General features: G+C 71.2%; 15 protein-coding genes. 7 read left to right on the plus strand and 8 right to left on the minus strand.

The window, feature by feature from the left end:
* The first annotated feature begins 165 nt into the window (after nucleotides 1-165).
* Nucleotides 166-315: a hypothetical protein gene (locus LXN57_RS04940; protein ID WP_251796782.1), complete on the plus strand. Its 150-nt coding sequence runs from the start codon at nucleotides 166-168 to the stop codon at nucleotides 313-315.
* Between the two features lie 2 nt (nucleotides 316-317).
* On the opposite strand, the gene LXN57_RS04945 is transcribed toward LXN57_RS04940, so the two are convergent.
* The 8 genes from LXN57_RS04945 to LXN57_RS04980 all read right to left on the minus strand — a co-directional run bounded on the left by LXN57_RS04945 (nucleotide 318) and on the right by LXN57_RS04980 (nucleotide 10,034).
* Nucleotides 318-800 (minus strand): hypothetical protein, encoded by a 483-nt coding sequence (locus LXN57_RS04945; protein ID WP_251796783.1) that lies wholly within the window; start codon nucleotides 798-800, stop codon nucleotides 318-320.
* A gap of 18 nt (nucleotides 801-818) precedes the next feature.
* Nucleotides 819-1,034, minus strand: a complete 216-nt coding sequence (locus LXN57_RS04950; RefSeq protein WP_184955172.1) for a hypothetical protein — start codon at nucleotides 1,032-1,034, stop codon at nucleotides 819-821.
* Between the two features lie 47 nt (nucleotides 1,035-1,081).
* Nucleotides 1,082-4,264 carry a cyclic nucleotide-binding protein gene (locus LXN57_RS04955; protein ID WP_251796784.1) on the minus strand — a complete coding sequence of 1,061 codons (3,183 nt, stop codon included), beginning with the start codon at nucleotides 4,262-4,264 and terminating at the stop codon, nucleotides 1,082-1,084.
* 192 nt (nucleotides 4,265-4,456) lie between these two features.
* Nucleotides 4,457-6,034, minus strand: a complete 1,578-nt coding sequence (locus LXN57_RS04960) for a S1C family serine protease (protein ID WP_251796785.1) — start codon at nucleotides 6,032-6,034, stop codon at nucleotides 4,457-4,459.
* A 39-nt stretch (nucleotides 6,035-6,073) separates the two neighbouring features.
* Entirely contained in the window at nucleotides 6,074-7,660 is a 1,587-nt protein-coding gene (locus LXN57_RS04965; protein ID WP_251796786.1) for a sensor histidine kinase, read from the minus strand.
* Between the two features lie 7 nt (nucleotides 7,661-7,667).
* Entirely contained in the window at nucleotides 7,668-8,381 is a 714-nt protein-coding gene (locus LXN57_RS04970) for a response regulator transcription factor (RefSeq protein ID WP_250001996.1), read from the minus strand.
* 121 nt (nucleotides 8,382-8,502) lie between these two features.
* Nucleotides 8,503-9,273: a lysophospholipid acyltransferase family protein gene (locus LXN57_RS04975; RefSeq protein ID WP_251796787.1), complete on the minus strand. Its 771-nt coding sequence runs from the start codon at nucleotides 9,271-9,273 to the stop codon at nucleotides 8,503-8,505.
* Entirely contained in the window at nucleotides 9,270-10,034 is a 765-nt protein-coding gene (locus tag LXN57_RS04980) for a GNAT family N-acetyltransferase (RefSeq protein ID WP_251796788.1), read from the minus strand. Before LXN57_RS04980 ends, LXN57_RS04975 begins: the two co-directional genes overlap by 4 nt.
* 139 nt (nucleotides 10,035-10,173) lie before the next feature.
* Between LXN57_RS04980 and LXN57_RS04985 the strand changes: the two genes are divergently transcribed.
* The 6 genes from LXN57_RS04985 to LXN57_RS05010 all read left to right on the plus strand — a co-directional run bounded on the left by LXN57_RS04985 (nucleotide 10,174) and on the right by LXN57_RS05010 (nucleotide 17,407).
* A complete protein-coding gene (locus tag LXN57_RS04985) occupies nucleotides 10,174-10,830 on the plus strand; it encodes a hypothetical protein (RefSeq protein WP_251796789.1) in 657 nt (218 codons plus the stop codon).
* Between the two features lie 41 nt (nucleotides 10,831-10,871).
* Nucleotides 10,872-11,792, plus strand: a complete 921-nt coding sequence (locus tag LXN57_RS04990; RefSeq protein WP_251796790.1) for an ABC transporter ATP-binding protein — start codon at nucleotides 10,872-10,874, stop codon at nucleotides 11,790-11,792.
* Entirely contained in the window at nucleotides 11,789-12,613 is an 825-nt protein-coding gene (locus LXN57_RS04995) for an ABC transporter permease subunit (protein ID WP_251796791.1), read from the plus strand. The genes LXN57_RS04990 and LXN57_RS04995 overlap by 4 nt, the downstream gene beginning before the upstream one ends.
* Nucleotides 12,614-12,712: 99 nt before the next feature.
* Nucleotides 12,713-16,450: a multifunctional oxoglutarate decarboxylase/oxoglutarate dehydrogenase thiamine pyrophosphate-binding subunit/dihydrolipoyllysine-residue succinyltransferase subunit gene (locus tag LXN57_RS05000; protein ID WP_251796792.1), complete on the plus strand. Its 3,738-nt coding sequence runs from the start codon at nucleotides 12,713-12,715 to the stop codon at nucleotides 16,448-16,450.
* 56 nt (nucleotides 16,451-16,506) lie between these two features.
* Nucleotides 16,507-16,683: a DUF6104 family protein gene (locus tag LXN57_RS05005; protein WP_251796793.1), complete on the plus strand. Its 177-nt coding sequence runs from the start codon at nucleotides 16,507-16,509 to the stop codon at nucleotides 16,681-16,683.
* On the plus strand, nucleotides 16,673-17,407 hold the full coding sequence (locus tag LXN57_RS05010) for an AAA family ATPase (protein ID WP_251796794.1): 735 nt from the start codon (nucleotides 16,673-16,675) through the stop codon (nucleotides 17,405-17,407). The genes LXN57_RS05005 and LXN57_RS05010 overlap by 11 nt, the downstream gene beginning before the upstream one ends.
* Nucleotides 17,408-17,637 lie beyond the last annotated feature (230 nt).

Here is a 17,637-nt window from a genome sequence, read left to right on the forward strand (position 1 = left end):
CCATTCTCGTTCCCACCCCCGACAGCCCGAGCGACGCCGCGCCGTACTCCTGATCACGTCCGCCCTCACCACCCTCTACGTGAGGACGGCCACGGAGAACCGGGTGACCTTCGATCCCTGGTTGAGTCCTACGAGGGCAAGCCAGCCGCCCGGGCCGGGTGCGCGGTGTTCCGGGCCTGCGGTTTCGTCAAGGAGGCGCACTACCGCGAGGCCTGGCCCGGCAGTGACGGCCGGCTGCACGACACCATCGGGTACGGGATCCTGCGGCGGGACTGGCTGAGCGGGAGCGTCACGCCGGTCGACTGGGCGGCGTGAGGTCAGCTGTCGCCGGGCAGGAACTCGGCGCGGTCGAGGAAGCCGTCGCCGTTGTCGTCGAACATGCGCTTCTCGAAGACGCCGTCGCGGTCCTTGTCGTAGTCGGCGAAGTCGACCCGGTTGTCGAGGTCGACGTCGGCGCCGACGAAGTCGACCTCGCCGTCGCCGTTCACGTCGACCAGGATGTCGACGCCGCCGTCGGGGCGGCCCAGATAGGTGGCGTCGTCGTCGGTGCCGTCGCCGTCGGCGTCCACCCGGTTGTCGTAGCCCTCGGGCGGGGCCAGCTCGACCGCGGCCTGGGCGATCGTGGCGCCGACCGTGATGTCGGGCAGGCCGTCGAGGTCGGGGCGGTCACCGAAACCGGTCTGCACGTCGCCGGTCACGCCGTCGGTGACGCCCTCCGCGGTGCGGCCGGCGACCATGCCGGCCACCGAGCCGAATTCCGACCACACACCCAGGTTGTTCTCGCCGTCGTGTCGAACCATGCACTGACGGTACGGTGCTCAGTCCAGTTCCGGCATCGCCACTGCGTGTGGTCGTGGCCGGCAGGTGCCGCACTGCACCGCGTCGTCGACCACCAGCGCCTCCGCCCGCCGCCTCGTCTCGGACCGGCTGACCTGCAGCAGATAGGGACCGAACCGGGCGTGTTCGGCGCAGACGCCGCGGCCGCAGAAGCGGCAGCTCGCCCGGGCCGACTCGGCGCAGAACCAGCAGAGCATCGAACCTCCTGACGTCGAGGGGGCGCCGCGACAGCGCCCCGCCCACGTCAGTCCTCGGCGGTCGGGCTCGCCTGCGGGTTGCTCGGAGCCTCCGTCTCCTCCGGCGGTGGGGGCGTCGTGGGCGGCGGCGGCGTGGTGGCGGGGGGACTGGTGGTGGGGACAGTCGTCGCCGGCGGGCGCGTCGTCGGCGCCGTGGTGGGCCGGGTGGTGGCGGGCGGCGGGGTGGTCGCCGGCCGGGTGAACGTGCGGGTCGGCTCGGCGGTCGGCTCGTCGTCGTCGTTCGGATCAGCGGTCTGTGACGGTGTGACTACCGTATCGCTTGTCGGGGGTGTCGTGCTCGGGGCGATCGACGGATTGATCGATGCCGGATCGGACGGTAAGGGCTCGAAGCTCTCCTCCGGTTCGGGGCTGCTCGAGGCGGGCGCTTCGACCGGCACGCCGTCGGCGCACGCGAGCTGACCGCCGGTGGCCGCGCTGGGCGCGCCGTCGACCTGGACCGTGCCGCGCGAGACGGTGAGCGCCGCCGGCTCCACCGAATACCAGGCGGCGCCGCTGTTGGTGACCTGGCCGCCGCTGCGGTCGACGGTCAGCGTCAGCGGCTTGTAGGCGCCGCTGGTGCTGCCCGTGCCGGCGAGCACCCGTCCGGACTGGAGCGAGATCGTGGCCTTGGGACTCTGATCGCGGCCACCGCCGGTGGCGAGGGTGCCGACGCCGATCCGGGTGTTCGCGCACAGCAGCGTGGTCGCACCGCCCGGGAAGGTCAGCGTGGCCGTGGCCCGGGACGAGACCTCGATCGTCTCGCCCTGGTCGAGGTAGCGCCGCGCACCGCCGTCGAGGTTCTGCGGCGAGCCGTCGAGGGTGGCCGTGACCAGGCCCTCGTCGACCGAGAGGAGCACCCGGTCGGCCGGCATCTCGGCCCAGGCCGGGCCGGGGCGGAACGACAGGCCGGTGAGGAAGAGCGCTGTGGTCAGCACCACGACCGTGAGCCAGACGAGGCCGCGCTCGAAGCGCTTGTCGGCCTCGGGGTTGCCACCGCCGTCGGGCGGGCCGGGCGGCAGGTTGAGCGGCGGGTACGAGCCACCGCCGGGCGATCCGGGCCGCAGCGCACCCCTTGCTGTCACGACCGGCATGGGCGAGCCGGGGCGGTGGGTGGCGCCGACCAGCGGCGGCAGGTCGGAGGCGTCGGGCACGACCCACAGCCGTACGGGCGTGATGGTCTGCGCGACCATGCCGGGGCTGCCGTCGCCGACCGGGCCGACCAGCGTTCCCCGGCGCAGCTCGACGCCGTCGGGCAGCGCGATCACGCCGGACTCGACGACCACGGCGTGGGTGGGGCCGGGCAGGATGACCGGCGCGCCGGGGTCGAGGTCGACCGGATGGGCGGAGGCGATCAGGGCGAGCCGCTGGTCGGCCGCGAGCCCGGCCAGCGCGGGGGTGTCGGCGAAGAGGGCCTCGGCTTCGACCCGGTCGTGCGGCGGCGGGCCGGGCAGCGGCCCGACCACGGTGGCCACGGTCGCGGTGGGAATCGACAGCAGCGTGGTGCCGGCGGTGTGCCAGTCGAGCTGGGTGGACCGGCCGGTGATCGCGTTGACCAGGCCGACGACGCCGCCGGGGCCGACGTGGTGGCGGATCGTGCCGGGCGGGTCGCCGGGCCGGCGCGCCTCGAGGGCGCCCTCGACGACGACGAAGACGGCCTGCTGAGCGCCGCCGGCGTTGACGATCTGGCGACCGGTCGGCGGGTGCACCCAGCGCGCCCGGGAGGCCAGGCCCTGTAGCGCCGGTTCGGGCAGGCCACCCAGCTCCGAGGCGCGGAGCGCGGCCAGGCGGCGCGGGCTGTCGGCCTCGCGGTCGTTCTCGGCCCGGCGCAGCCGCGAGGTCGCCCACCACCGGGTCAACCGGCCGAGCAGGAAGTACACAATCGGGGCGGCCAGGCCGAGCACGATGACCAGCAGCAGCAGGACGCCGAGCGGGCCGTCGTGCCACAGGCCGGTGGCCAGGCCCGAGAGCCTGTCCTCCCAGAGGCGGACGGCCACGTTGAGGGCGACGGCGACCCAGCAGACGGCCACGAAGCCGTAGAGGGCGATCAGCCGGCCCTCACGGTCCAGCGCGCCCCAGCGTGGCGGGCGGCCCCGCAGCCGGCCACTGACCCAGGCCAGCGCCCGGTTGCGCACCTGCGGCACCTCGAGCCAGTTCATCAGCAGGTACTGCCCGTCGAGCGGCAGCAGCGGGCTGAGGTGGACGAACGCGCTCAGGTAGCAGAGGAAGGCCAGCTTGAAGGCCAGGTCGGCCGCCGCGGGCAGGGCCAGGCCGGCCAGCTGGGCCAGACCGCCGAGGAACAGCGCGCTCAGCGGCCCGGCCGCCGAGACCAGAATGCGGGCGCGGCGTCCGGCCATCCAGACGTCGCTGGTGTCGACGAAGAGCGAGGGCAGTCCGAACCAGACGAGAAAACCGGCGGCCGGCACCTCACGTCCGGAGTGTTTGGCCGCCATGGCCCGGGCCCACTCGCGCACGCCGACCACGACCAGGTTGAGCAGCACGAGGGTGAGGGCGCCGACCACGTACGAGTCGCCGGTGAGGAACAGCGAGCGGCTCCCCCGCGACCAGGTCGCCAGGAACAGGCCGAAGCCGGCCACGGCGAGCACGGCGGTGACGATGGCGGCCGCCTTGTTGAAGAACAGCCGGCCACCGGCCCGGTAGAGCGCGGTGACCAGGCCGTCGACGTCGACCAGGAGCATGCGGCGGCCGCGGGCGGCGGCCAGCAGCGAGTTGCCGACGCGTTCCTGCAACGGGCGGCGGGCCAGCTCCTCCAGCGGGCGGAAGGCGTCCATCGGCAGCTCGTCGAGCATGCGGTTGCCGGCCAGGTCGGCGACCACGCGGCGCACCTGGTCGGGGGCGAGACGGCCGGCGATGCGGGCGAACTCGGCCACCAGCCGGGCCACCGTGTGCTCGCCGTCCATGAGCAGGGCGAGCTCCCACTCCTCGGGGGTGAGTCGCAGGTAGCTGGCGCGTTCGCCGTCGTCGGGCGAGCGCAGCATGACGTAGTCGCCGCCACGGGCGTCGATGAGTTGCACGTACTCGACGCCGGCGCGCAGGACGGGCCGCGCGCTCGTCGGATTGAGCCGGTCGACGACCGCGCCCCAGAGCCCGGGATCCGCCGGGCCGGACGGTTCACCCGGGGCGCGACCAGCCAGCGCCTCCCAGACATTCATCCGGGTCTCGACGTACGTCAACTGGTGCCTCTCAGTGCCGGGGGGAGCGCCGATGCGAATGGCAGATTAGGCGCTCGGGAAGCTGGATGGCGAGTCCCCCGCAGTGATTTGCCCCGTTTTGTTGGGTTTTTGGAGAATGACGCCGGACAAACGTACGGCGGGTGGTGCGACAACCCCCTTGTCGCACCACCCGCCGCAGCGGAGGGAAAAGCTCTACTTGGCCTCGGCCAGGGTCACCGTGATCTGCTTCTTCTCGCCGTCACGGGTGTAGTCGAGGGTCATCTTCTGGCCGACCGTGCCGGACTGGACCGCCGCGACCAGGTCGTCGGAATCGCCGATGGTCTTGCCGTCGGCCGAGGTGATCACGTCGCCCTGCTGGAGGCCGGCCGAGGCAGCCGCGCTGCCGGGAGTGACGCTGCTGACCAGCGCTCCGCCGTTCTCGGCCGGGGTCACGCTGACGCCCAGCGCCGGGTGGCTGACCTTCTTGCCGGCCATCAGGTCGTCGGCCACCTGCTTGGCCTTGTCGCTCGGGATGGCGAAGCCCAGGCCGATGTTGCCGGTGCTGCCCGACGTGGCGATGGCCGAGTTGATGCCGATGACCTCGCCGTTCGTGTTGACCAGGGCGCCACCGGAGTTGCCGGGGTTGATCGGCGCGTCCGTCTGCAGCAGGCCCGACATCGTGGTGGACGAGCCCTGTTGCTGCTGCTGGTTGTTGCCGAACGGGCTCTGCTGCTCACCCTCGCCGCTGGACTGGATGGTGCGGTCCTTCGCGCTGATGATGCCGGCGGTGACCGAACCCTCGAGGCCCAGCGGGCTGCCGATCGCCAGCACCGTGTCGCCGACCTGCATCTTGGCGCTGCTGCCGAACGTGGCCGCCTTGAGGTCGGACAGGCCGGAGGTCTTGACGACGGCCAGGTCGGTGCGCGGGTCGGTGCCGACGATGGCGGCGTCCGCCTTCTTGCCGTCCGCGAAGATCACGGTGACCTTGTCGCCCTGAGCGGTGGCCACCACGTGGTTGTTGGTGACGACGTAACCGTCGGTCGAGATGACGACGCCCGAACCCTCACCGTTGCCGGTGGTGATCGAGACGACGCTGTCTTGCACGGCCGAAGCGATCTGGGCGAGCGACGAGCGGTCGACCACACGGGTGACCGACGAGTTGCCCGTCTGCACCGACGGGGAAGTGCCGTCGTCGTCGAAGGCCAGCGCCGTGGCGGCGCCGACACCACCCGCGCCCAGCGCGATCAGCACCGCGGCGGCGCCGGCCACGAAGACCTTGCGGCCGCGGCCGTTGCCCCGGGGCTGCTGCTGGTCGACGGGGGTGGCCCAGATCGGCTGCCCTTCGGAGCCGGAAGGCCAGGCCTGGCCCTCGACGCCGGGGAGCGTCTGGGTCTGCGTCGCCCCGGGAGCGGACCAGGCGGCGCCGGTGGCATAGCCGGGCTGCTGGCCGTAGGGCTGCTGGTGGAAGCCGGGGTGCGGCTGCTGCTGGCCGTAGCCGGGCTGCTGATAGCCGGCGTGCTGCTGCCAGTGGGACTGCTGCCACTGGGGCGCGCCCGTCTGCGGTGCTGCGGACTGCGGTGCTGCGGACTGCGGTGCTGCGGACTGCGGAACGCCGGACTGCGGGGCGTTCGGCATCGGCGGCCCCCAGTGAGGAGCCTGCGGCGGGGCGGGCTGCGGGGCCTGCGGGACCGCCGGCTGGGCGGCGGTCGGCTCCTCAGACTGTCCCCGCTGCGGGCTGCTGCTCTCGGATGAGGCGTCCGCGGGTCGCGGGTCGGTCTCGTTCTCGTTCATGTCCCCCACCTTGCCCCGTCCGGCTCGTACCGACCTGTGCTAGCCCTGGATGTTTTCTGAAAACCCTTTGTCGGGATTTAGCGTAGGCAAAGTGACCCGGAACGTGGCTCCCTGTCCGGGTTCGCTGATCACCTCGACGGTTCCTTGGTGCGACCTGACAATGGCCGCCACGATGGCCAGTCCCAGGCCGGTGCCGGTGGCAGCGCGGTCGGTGTGCCGGGTGCGGGCCTCGTCGGCGCGGTAGAACCGCTCGAAGACGTGCGCGCGCTGCTTCTCGCTGAGGCCCGGCCCGGTGTCGGACACCTCGACCACCGCGCGGTCACCGGGCTCGGCGTACAGCCGCAGGGTGACCGTCGCGTCGGGCGGGGTGTGCACCAGCGCGTTGGTCATGAGGTTGCCGATCACCTGGCGCAGCCGGGCGTCGTCGCCCCGGGCCACGAGCTGGTCGGGCTGGTCGCGCACCTCGAGTTCGATCGTGCGCTCGGGCGCCATGGCCTCGGCCGCCTGCACCGCGTCGAGGGCGAGCACGGGCAGCTCGACCGGGCCCAGGTTGAGCGGGCGCTCGCGGTCGAGCCGGGCCAGCAGCAGCAGGTCCTCGACGAGCAGGCCCATGCGGGCGGCCTCGTCCTCGATGCGGCGCACCAGGCGGGCTACGTCCTCGGGGTCGGTGACGGCGCCCTGGCGGTAGAGCTCGGCGAAGCCGCGGATGGTCGTCAGCGGCGTCCGCAGCTCGTGCGAGGCGTCCGCCACGAACTGCCGCATCTTGCCCTCGGAGCGCACCGCCCGGGCCTCGGAGAGCAACGCCGCGTCCGCCGCCTCGACCGCTGCCGACTCGGCCTCACGAGCGGCCGACTCGCTCTGGGCACGCGCGCTGAAGGCCGCCTCGATCTGGGCCAGCATGGCGTTGAGCGCCTTGGCCAGGCGGCCCAGTTCCGTCCTGGGCTCGCCGTCGTGCGCTTCGGGGTCGGGGACACGCTGGGTGAGGTCGCCGGCCGCGATGGCCGCCGCCGTACGTTCGATCTGCAGCAGCGGGACCAGGCTCTGACGCACGATGGCGGCCCCGATCGAGGCCAGCGCGATCAGCACGCCGACGCCGACGAGCAGGTCGACCCAGACCATCTGGTTGACCGCCAGGCCGATCACCGAGAGCTTCTCGGCGACCTGGATGACCTGGGTGTTCTCGTCGACCACGACCACCACGCGCCAGTGCACCTTGCCACTGGGCGAGCGCACCGTGTAGGGCTCGCCCAGCACGGCGTTGACCTCGTCGAGGCCCTTGACCAGCGGCGGCAGGTCTTCCGGCTTGAGGGTGTTGTCGCCCACCACCGGCTGGTCGGAGCGGACGCCCCAGACCGAGGAGGTGGAGACGTAGAAGTCGCCCGGCACCGGGATCTTCGAGCCGTAGCGCGCCTTGGCGATCGTCTCGGCGTAGATGCTCAGCGAGGTGTCGAGCCGGTCGAGCAGATAGTTGTGCAGCGCGTACGTGCTGGCCGCGCTGATGGCGGTGAGCGCCGCGAAAACCAGGACCAGGACCGACGCCACCAGCTTGATGCGCAGCGAGACCTTGCGCAGGCTGGGTTGCGGCGGGATCGAGTTGCGAACCCGCTCGGTGAGCGTCGAAGTCACGGCCGGCTCAGACCGCCGGTTTGCGCAGCACGTAGCCGACCCCGCGGAGGGTGTGGATCAGACGCGGCTGGACATTGTCGACCTTGCGGCGAAGGTACGAGATGTAGGACTCGACGATGTTGTCGTCGCCGCGGAAGTCGTACTTCCACACGTGGTCGAGGATCTGCGCCTTGGAGAGCACCCGGTTGGCGTTGAGCATGAGGTAGCGCAGCAGCTTGAACTCGGTCGGCGAGAGCTGGACGCGCTGGCCCGCGCGGTAGACCTCGTGCGTCTCCTCGTCGAGTTCGAGGTCGGCGAAGACCAGGCGGGACGGCTCTTCGTCGCCCTGGGTCGTGCGGCGCAGCACTGCCCGGATGCGGGCGGTGAGCTCCTCGAGGCTGAACGGCTTGGTGACGTAGTCGTCGCCGCCCAGGGTCAGGCCCCGGATCTTGTCGTCGGTGCCGTCGCGGGCGGTCAGGAAGACCACGGGGGTGCGCTGGCCGCCCTCGCGCATGAGCCGGATGACCTCGAAACCGTCGAGGTCGGGCAACATCACGTCGAGGACGACGAGGTCGGGAGTGGCGTTCTTCGCGGCGCTGACCGCCGCGCTGCCGCTCGTCGCGGTGCTCACGTCGAAGCCGGCGAAGCGGAGGCTGGCGGAGAGCAGCTCGAGGATGTTCGCGTCGTCCTCGACGACGAGCAGTTTCGCCTCGCTCTGCTTGGGCTGGGTCTGAGCGGCCATGAGACCCATTGTTTATCAGCGCGCTGTCCCTTGCCTGCACGCTGCCTGAAAGTTTTCTGTAAGCCCGTCGGCAGAGCCTTCAGCCGGGCCAAGGGCGGCGGGCGGGGTGGTTGGACGGGGGTCAGGCGGCCAGGCGGTAGCCGGCGACCCCCATCGAGGCCTGGGCGGCGCGGGCGAGCAGCCGCCGGTCGGCGCCGGGCTCGGGGCGCAGCGCGGGCGCGGTCACCAGGGTCACCGTCAGCGACCGTAGCGCGGCCACCCGGCGGACCGAATCGACCAGGGTGTCGTCGCCGATGAAGGCGGCCGCGGTCGAGTCGTAGCGGATGGAGGCCGGCACCACGGGAGCGCCCGCGTCCACCGCGGCCTGGAACAACGCCGGGCGGAAGCGGCCCTGGCTCGTACCGCAGAAGGTCGTGCCCTCGGGGAAGGCCGCGACCGTGCGGCCCGAACGCAGCGCCGCGGCCACCTCGGCGACCGTCGCGGGCAGCGCCTTCGGCCGCGAGCGGTCGATGAAGATGGCGCCGGACAGCCCGGCCAGCGACCCGATGCCCGGCCACGCGCCGACCTCACCCTTGGCCACCAGGCGCACCGGCGAGACCGCCGTCAGCACGAGAATGTCGAGCCAGGACACGTGGTTGGCCACCAGCAGGCTGCCCGGCTTCAGTGCCGGACCGCGGCGCACGAGCCGGATGCCCAGGACCGCCAGCATCGCGCGGGCCACGCCGCGCAGGGCCAGACCGCGCAGCAGAGGCGCCAGCAGCAGTCCCCCGACGAGCACCACCGCCAGCAGAATCATGCGCAGGGTGGCGACCCCCGGGAAGGCGTGCCGGCCGGCCGAATCCCGGCAGTGCGGGCCGCATCCGGAGACCGGCTGCCAGAGCGCGGCGATCATCGGGTCGCGCCCAGGAAGTGGCGGCGGTACCGCGGGTCCAGCCGGTCCATCGAGAACAGCACGTAGAAGTCGGCGCAGTTGAAGTCGGGGTCGTAGGCGGGCTCCCCGCAGATCCAGCTGCCCAGCCGCAGATAGCCCTTGAGCAGGGCCGGAGGCTGGGTCCGGGGGTCGCCCACGAGTTCGGTGGCGGCCAGCCAGGAGCGGCGCGGCGTGACCCGCAGGGCGGGCGGGGCCAGGTGCTTGGCCTGCACCCGGGCCCAGACGCCGGCCGCGGTCACGCCGCCGTCGTCCAGCGGCACCGAGGCGCAGCCACCGAGCCAGCGCAGGTTGTTCAGGTGCATGTAGCGGGCGATGCCGGCCCACATCAGGTTGATCACCGAGCCGCTGCGGTGGTCGGGGTGCACGCAGGAGCGCCCGGTCTCGACCAGCTGGTCGCGCAGCGGGCGCAGCGGGCTCAGGTCGAACTCGCCGTCGCCGTAGCGCCGGCCGGCCCGCTCGGCGGCCTTGGGGGGAAGCATCCGGTAGGTGCCGACCACGGCGCCGGTCGCGTCGTCGCGCACGAGCAGGTGGTCGCAGAAGTCGTCGAAGTCGTCGGCGTCGCGTCCGTCGGGGGTGGCGCCGGACAGCGTGGCGCCGAGTTCACCGGCGAAGACCTCGTGGCGCAGCCGTTGCGCGGCGGCGACCTGACTCTGGTCCTCGGCGATGAGCAGGGAGTAGCCGCTGGTCCCGGTGGGGGCGGCGGCAGTCAGCAGAACAGCCATGTGTTGTGTGTAAGGGCGGCAGCTGCCGATGGAATGTCGCGCCAGCAGGCGATTCATGGCCGTGAAATGAACGGCTTGTGCGAGCCTTCAAGGCATGGATGCCTTTAGACCTTTCACGGGCGGCGGGCGGGGCGGTCGGATGGTTATCGAGAGGCGTTTCAACGGGCCGCCGGCGACCGGCAACGGCGGATGGTCGGCCGGGGCTTTCGCCGTCGCCGCGGGGGCGGGGCTCGGCGGGCCGGCCTTCGAGGTCACCCTGCGCGTGCCGCCCCCGCTCGAGACGGAACTGACCTTCGCCGACGGCTCGGTGCACGACGGGGAGACGCTGGTGGCGACGGTCACGGAGGCGGCGGGGCCGATTTCGTACGCTGCCTCGGTCGCGCTGCCGGAGGCGGAGCGGGCGGCAGCGGGGTTCGCCGGTTTCACCCACCACCCCTTCCCCACCTGTTACGTGTGCGGCCCGGAACGGCCGGACGGATTGCGCATCTTTCCCGGCTCGCTGCCGGACGGGCGTACGGCCGCGCCCTGGACCGTTCCGGACGAGGTGAACCTGCCGGTGGTCTGGGCCGCGCTCGACTGTCCCGGAGGCTGGACGGCGATGCAGAACGGCCGCACCTACGTGCTCGGCCGCATCGCGGTGATCGCCGAGGCCCTGCCCGAACCGGGGTCCACGTGCGCGGTCGTCGGCGAGGCGACCGAGTTCTCGGGGCGCAAGGCGATGGTGCTCTCGGCGATCTTCGGGCCGGACGGATCGCGAATCGCCGCGGCCCGGGCCACGTGGATCGCCACGATCTAGTAGGTTGTGCCCTTCACCGAAACGGGGGAGGAGCTGCGTCGATGAGCGCGCCCGGCACCGACGAGATCGTGGTCGATCACCTGACAAAGCAGTACAAGAAGCTGCGAGCCGTGGACGACCTCTCGTTCAAGGTCCGGTCCGGCCGGGTCACCGGCTTCCTCGGGCCCAACGGCGCGGGCAAGACGACCACGCTGCGCATGCTGCTCGGTCTGGTCACGCCGACCGCCGGCACGGCCACCTTCGGCAGTCAGAAATACATCGACCTGCCCGACCCGGTGCGCGAGGTCGGCGCGGTGCTCGAGGCGTCCAGCGCCCACCGCGGCCGCACCGGCCGCAACCACCTGCGCATGATCTGCCGCGCCGCCGGCCTGCCCGACTCCCGGGCCGACGAGGCGCTCGAGATGGTCGGCCTGACCCCCGCCGCCAACCGCAAGTTCAAGGGCTACTCGCTGGGCATGCGGCAGCGGCTCGGCATCGCCGCGGCCATGCTCGGCGATCCCCGGGTGCTGATCCTCGACGAGCCGGCCAACGGCCTCGACCCCGAGGGCATCCGCTGGATGCGTGACCTGCTCAAGGCGCTCGCCTCCCAGGGCCGTACGGTGCTGGTCTCGAGCCACCTGCTGGGCGAGATGCAGCTCCTGGCGGACGACGTGGTCATCGTCGCGGCCGGCAAGCTGATCCGCCAGGGCCCGGTCGACGAGGTGCTGGGCGACCTCAGCGGCGGCGTGCAGGTGCGGGTGCGCACCCCGCAGGCCGACGAGCTGACGGCCGCGCTCTCCGAGATCAACGCGACCGTGACCCCGGGCTCCGACGGCAGCCTGCTGGTGCACGGCGCCGAGGCCGCCGCGATCGGGCACGCCGCCTTCACCGCGCGCGTCGAACTGCACGAGCTGTCCACCGAACGCGGCGACCTCGAACAGGTCTTCCTGCAGCTCACGGCCGGAAAGGCGGGCATCCGATGAGTCTGGTCAACGCCGAGCTCTTCAAGGTCCGCACCACCTCGCTGTGGTGGATCATGGCCATCGTCCTGGTTCCCCTGTACGCGGCCAGCGTGCTCCTGAACTGGGCGAACGCCAACATCACGGCGCCGCCGCCGGACTCCGGGGTGACCGACACCCAGAGCGCGCAGCTCGAGGCCTCGCTCCAGCCGATCAACGTGGCCACCAACCTGTACACCAGCGGCCAGTACATGGGTGTGCTGATCGTGCTGTTGCTGTCGGCCATCATCGTCACCAGTGAGTTCTTCCACCTCACGGCGACCACCACGTTCCTGACGACGCCGCGCCGCGAATCGGTCATCCTGGCCAAGTTCGGCGCCGCCGTCATCATCGGCCTGATCGTGTGGTTGTTCACCACGGTGCTCAATCTCATCGTGGTGCCGCCGATCATGAACGCGCTCAACCTGCCGAGTCAGCTCGGCGAGCCCGCCGTGTGGCGCGCGATCGGGCTGAACGCGCTGGCCTTCGTGCTCTGGGCGATCCTCGGGGTCGGCGCCGGCGTGCTCATCCGCAGCCAGATCGCGGCCACGTTGATCCTGGCCATCACGTACGTGGTCGGCACCTCGGCCATCGGGTTGATCTTCCTGCTGCTCAGCGAGTACGTCGCCGAGTGGATCAACAACCTCCAGGTGCTGGTGCCGACGAGCGCGTCGCAGCTGATGATCTCGGGGACCGATCTGCCCGGCACGCCGCCACGGTGGGTCGGGGCCGTCGTGCTGATCGGGTACGCGGCAGTGACGGGGTTCCTGGGCACCTGGCTGACCAAGCGGCGCGACATCAGCTGAGTGCGGCAGGAGTCTTCTCTCACACACGGCGTAGCCTGGACGACGAATCTTTTCGTCCCATGTGACGCCGATCAAAAGGTGAAAGAGGCGAACACGGAAGTGTCGACCCAGCAGACTTCGCACGAGAACCCACTCGCGGATTTCGGTCCCAACGAGTGGATCGTCGACGAGATGTACCAGCGTTACCTGGCCGACCCCACCAGCGTCGACCCGGCCTGGCACGACTTCTTCGCCGATTACAAGCCCGCGATGGCCACGGGTTCGATCGTGACGCCGGACGAGGCCAAGGCGGCCAACGCGACCGCCTCGGCCGCCCGGGCCGGCACGGACGCCCCGGCGGCGGCCACGGTCGCACCGGTCAAGCCGACTGTTCCCGCTGCCAAGCCTGCCGCCAAGCCCGAACCGGCCAAGCCGGCGACGCCCGCGGCCAAGCCGGCCCCGGCCGCCAAGCCCGCCGCGTCCCCGAACGGGAAGGCTCCCGAGGGCGCCAAGGTCACCACGCTGCGCGGCGTCGCTGCGCGCATCGTGCAGAACATGGACGCCTCGCTCGAGGTGCCGACGGCCACCTCGGTGCGGGCGGTCCCGGCGAAGCTCATGGTCGACAACCGCATCGTGATCAACAACCACCTCGCCCGCGGGCGGGGTGGCAAGGTCAGCTTCACCCACCTGATCGGCTGGGCGCTGGTCCGCGCGGTCGTGCAGCACCGCGAGATGAACAACTCGTTCGCCGAGGTGGACGGCAAGCCGGCACTGGTGCAGCCCGAACACATCAACCTCGGCATCGCCATCGACCTCGCCAAGAAGGACGGCTCGCGCGCGCTCGTCGTGCCGTCGATCAAGAACTGCGAGACGATGGACTTCCGCAAGTTCTGGCAGGCGTACGAGGACGTGGTCCGCCGCGCCCGCCGCAACGAGCTGACCATGGACGACTACGCGGGCACGACGATCTCGCTCACCAACCCGGGCGGCATCGGCACGGTGCACTCCATCCCGCGCCTCATGGCCGGTCAGAGCGCGATCATCGGGGTCGGCGCGATGGAGTACCCCGCGCCCTATTCCGGCATGAGCGACGAGACCCTGTCCGAGCACGGCATCAGCAAGGTCACCACGCTGACCAGCACCTACGACCACCGGGTCATCCAGGGCGCGCAGTCCGGCGAGTTCCTCAAGGCGATGCACGAGTTCCTGCTCGGCGAGCACGACTTCTACGACGAGATCTTCACCTCGCTGCGCATCCCGTACGAGCCGGTCCGCTGGGTGCGCGACGTCGCCCGCACCAGCGAGGGCCAGATCGACAAGGCGGCCCGGGTCGTCGAGCTGATCCACGCCTACCGCGTGCGCGGCCACCTGATGGCCGACACCGACCCGCTCGAGTTCGAGATCCGCCGCCACCCCGACCTCGACGTGCTGCAGCATGGCCTCACGCTGTGGGACCTCGACCGTACGTTCCCGGTCGGCGGCTTCGCCGGCAAGCAGCGGATGAAGCTGCGCGAGGTGCTGGGCGTCCTGCGCGACACGTACTGCCGCCGCGTCGGCATCGAGTACATGCACATCCAGGGCCCCGAGGAGCGGCGCTGGATCCAGGACCGCATCGAGATCAAGTACACGAAGCCCGACTCGGACGAGCAGAAGCACATCCTCAACCGGCTGAACGCCGCCGAGGCCTTCGAGACGTTCCTGCAGACCAAGTTCGTCGGCCAGAAGCGGTTCTCGCTCGAGGGCGGCGAGTCGCTGATCCCGCTGCTCGACGCCGTGCTCGAGTCGTCGGCCGAGGCCGGGCTGGACGAGATGGTCATCGGCATGGCCCACCGCGGCCGGCTCAACGTGCTCGCGAACATCGTCGCCAAGCCGTACGAAAAGATCTTCTACGAGTTCGAGGGTCAGATGGACCCGAAGTCGGCCCACGGCTCCGGCGACGTCAAGTACCACCTGGGCCAGACCGGCAAGTACACGACGCCCGACGGCGAGCACGCGACCACGGTCAGCGTGGTGGCCAACCCGTCCCACCTCGAGGCCGTCGACCCCGTGCTCGAGGGCATCGTCCGCGCCAAGCAGGACAGGCTCGACCTGGGTCTGCACGGCTACACCGTGCTCCCGCTGCTGGTGCACGGCGATGCTGCGTTCGCCGGGCAGGGCGTGGTCGCCGAGACGCTCAACCTCTCGCAGCTGCGCGGCTACCGCACCGGCGGCACGGTCCACGTGATCGTCAACAACCAGGTCGGCTTCACCACCGCCCCCGAATACAGCCGCTCGTCGATGTACTCGACCGACGTGGCCCGCATGATCCAGGCGCCGATCTTCCACGTGAACGGCGACGACCCCGAGGCCGTCGTGCGGGTCGCGAAGCTGGCCTTCGAGTACCGCCAGGCGTTCAACAAGGACGTCGTGATCGACATGATCTGCTACCGCCGCCGCGGTCACAACGAGGGCGACGACCCGTCGATGACCAACCCCCGGATGTACGAGATCATCGACCAGAAGCGCTCGGTGCGGAAGCTCTACACCGAGGAGCTGATCGGCCGCGGTGACATCACCGTGGACGACGCCCAGGAACAGCTGCGCGACTACCAGTCCCAGCTCGAGAAGGTCTTCAAGGCGACCCGCGACTCGGCCGGCACGCCGCCGCGTCCCCGGGTCATCTCCGAGGAGCCCGAGCCCGAGGTCGAGACCAAGGTCGACGCGGCCGCGGTGCACGCGGTCGGCCAGGCCCACGTCGAGCTGCCCGAGGGCTTCACCCCGCACAAGCGGGTGCAGCAGCTGCTCGAACGCCGGGCCAAGATGTCCCGCGACGGCGGCATCGACTGGGGCTTCGGCGAGTTGGTGGCCTTCGGCTCGCTGCTCCAGCAGGGCGTCACCGTCCGCCTCGCCGGTCAGGACTCGCGCCGGGGCACCTTCGTCTCCCGGCACGCCTCGGTCGTCGACGCCAAGACGGGTAAGGACTTCCTCCCGCTGTCGACGCTGGCCACCGGCACGGCCCGCTTCTTCGTCCACGACTCGCTGCTCAGCGAGTACGCGGCCATGGGCTTCGAGTACGGCTACTCGGTCGAGAACCCCGAGGCGCTCGTGCTGTGGGAGGCGCAGTTCGGCGACTTCGTCAACGGCGCCCAGACGGTGGTGGACGAGTTCGTGTCGTCCGGCGAGGTGAAGTGGGGCCAGCAGTCCTCGCTGGTGCTGCTGCTCCCGCACGGCCAGGAGGGCCAGGGTCCCGACCACTCCTCCGGCCGTCCCGAGCGCTTCCTGCAGCTGTGCGCGCAGGACAACATGCGGGTGGCCAACCCGACCACCCCGGCCAACTACTTCCACCTGCTGCGCCGCCAGGCCCTGTCGGCCAAGCGCAAGCCGCTGGTCGTCTTCTCGCCGAAGTCGCTGCTGCGCCACAAGCTCGCGGTGTCCTCGGTAGCCGACTTCACCGAGGGCACGTTCCAGCCGGTGATCGGCGACGCGGGCATCAAGGGCACGCCGCTCGAGGCGGGCAACGTCAAGCGGGTCCTGCTCTGCTCGGGCAAGGTCTACTACGACCTGTTCCAGGCCCGCGCCGAGCGGGGCATCACCGACACCGCGATCGTGCGGATGGAGCAGATCTACCCGCTCCCGGTGAACGAGCTCAAGGCGGTCCTGGCCCAGTTCCCCAACGCGGAGGACTTCGTCTGGGTGCAGGAGGAGCCGGCCAACCAGGGCGCCTGGTCGTTCGTCGCGCTCAACCTGCTCGAGCACCTCGAGGGTGTCCGGCTGCGGCGCATCTCGCGTCCGGCCGCGGCCGCCCCGGCGGTGGGCTCGGCCAAGATGCACGAGGCCGAGCAGGCCGCCCTGATCGAGGCCGCGCTTCCGCGTCCGTAATCTCGCGGGAAGGGGGCGCTCCGCTGCGGCGGGGCGCCCCCTTTTACTATCCGGTCATGTATTTCACCGACCGTGGCATCGAGGAACTCGTCGACCGGCGTGGCGAGGAAACCGTGACGCTGGAGTGGCTGGGCGCCCAGCTGCGGACCTTCGTCGACCAGAACCCCGAGTTCGAGACGCCGATCGAACGCTTCGCGACGTGGCTCGCCCGCGACGACGAGGATGAGGAGTAGGACCGACGGGTCACGCCCGATCCGGCGGGTCGAGCTGGACGCCGAAGCCGAGATCGACCGCTCGGCCTGGTGGGCTCGCATTCCCGCCGTACGGGCGGTGCTCGAGCACGGCCTGAACATCCCGGCCGGGGTTACCTTCCTGGTCGGCGAGAACGGATCCGGCAAGTCGACCCTGGTCGAGGCGCTGGCGGCGGCCCACGGCCTGAACCCGGAGGGTGGCTCCCGCGGGGCGATGCACTCCACCCGGGTCACCGAGTCGCCGCTGGGCTCGGCCTTGCGGGTGATCCGCACGCCCGGCCGCCGGGTCGACGCCTACTTCCTGCGCGCCGAGACCACGCACGGCCTGTACACCTATCTGGAGAGCCTGCCCGGCGACAACCCCGACCGGGGTCTGCACGAGCAGAGCCACGGTGAGGGATTCCTCGAACTTCTGGAACGCAAGTTCCGGAGGTACGGGTTCTACCTCATGGACGAGCCCGAGGCGCCGCTGTCCTTCACCTCCACGCTGGGGCTGCTCAGCCGCCTGGACGATCTGCGCGCCGACGGGTCCCAGGTCGTCGTGGCCACACACTCGCCGCTGCTCACCGCCCTGCCCGGCGCCACGATCCTCGAGCTGGGCCCGCACGGCATCCGCCGCACCGAATGGGCCGATCTCGACATCGTGGCCAACTGGCGCGGCTTCCTCGACTCCCCACAGACCTTCCTGCGCCACCTCGGCGTCTGACAGCTCGTTCCTGGGGTCAGCGCAACCACTTACGCACGTCGCCCGGGTGGGTCGAGCGTTCTGGCGCGCCAGCGCCTGCTCGGCCCGCCCGGGCCCTCGGCGGGAGCGACGGTCTGCAACCCACCACCCCGCTACGACATCGAGCCGTTGATCTTGATTTTCGCCAGTGGGGCTTCCGTCATCCACAGTTGGGACTTTCGGCCCGGTCGCGGCATCCGGCGGCGGGTAGG

It is taken from the genome of Paractinoplanes hotanensis (assembly GCF_023717965.1).
GTDB lineage: Bacteria > Actinomycetota > Actinomycetes > Mycobacteriales > Micromonosporaceae > Actinoplanes > Actinoplanes polyasparticus.

Coding starts and splice junctions, on each gene's coding strand:
- LXN57_RS04945 (WP_251796783.1), bottom strand. CDS start 800: ATGGTTCGACACGACGGCGAGAACAACCTGGGTGTGTGGTCGGAATTC.
- LXN57_RS04950 (WP_184955172.1), bottom strand. CDS start 1,034: ATGCTCTGCTGGTTCTGCGCCGAGTCGGCCCGGGCGAGCTGCCGCTTC.
- LXN57_RS04960 (WP_251796785.1), bottom strand. CDS start 6,034: ATGAACGAGAACGAGACCGACCCGCGACCCGCGGACGCCTCATCCGAG.
- LXN57_RS04970 (WP_250001996.1), bottom strand. CDS start 8,381: ATGGCCGCTCAGACCCAGCCCAAGCAGAGCGAGGCGAAACTGCTCGTC.
- LXN57_RS04975 (WP_251796787.1), bottom strand. CDS start 9,273: ATGATCGCCGCGCTCTGGCAGCCGGTCTCCGGATGCGGCCCGCACTGC.
- LXN57_RS04980 (WP_251796788.1), bottom strand. CDS start 10,034: ATGGCTGTTCTGCTGACTGCCGCCGCCCCCACCGGGACCAGCGGCTAC.
- LXN57_RS04985 (WP_251796789.1), top strand. CDS start 10,174: ATGGTTATCGAGAGGCGTTTCAACGGGCCGCCGGCGACCGGCAACGGC.
- LXN57_RS04990 (WP_251796790.1), top strand. CDS start 10,872: ATGAGCGCGCCCGGCACCGACGAGATCGTGGTCGATCACCTGACAAAG.
- LXN57_RS04995 (WP_251796791.1), top strand. CDS start 11,789: ATGAGTCTGGTCAACGCCGAGCTCTTCAAGGTCCGCACCACCTCGCTG.
- LXN57_RS05005 (WP_251796793.1), top strand. CDS start 16,507: ATGTATTTCACCGACCGTGGCATCGAGGAACTCGTCGACCGGCGTGGC.
- LXN57_RS05010 (WP_251796794.1), top strand. CDS start 16,673: ATGAGGAGTAGGACCGACGGGTCACGCCCGATCCGGCGGGTCGAGCTG.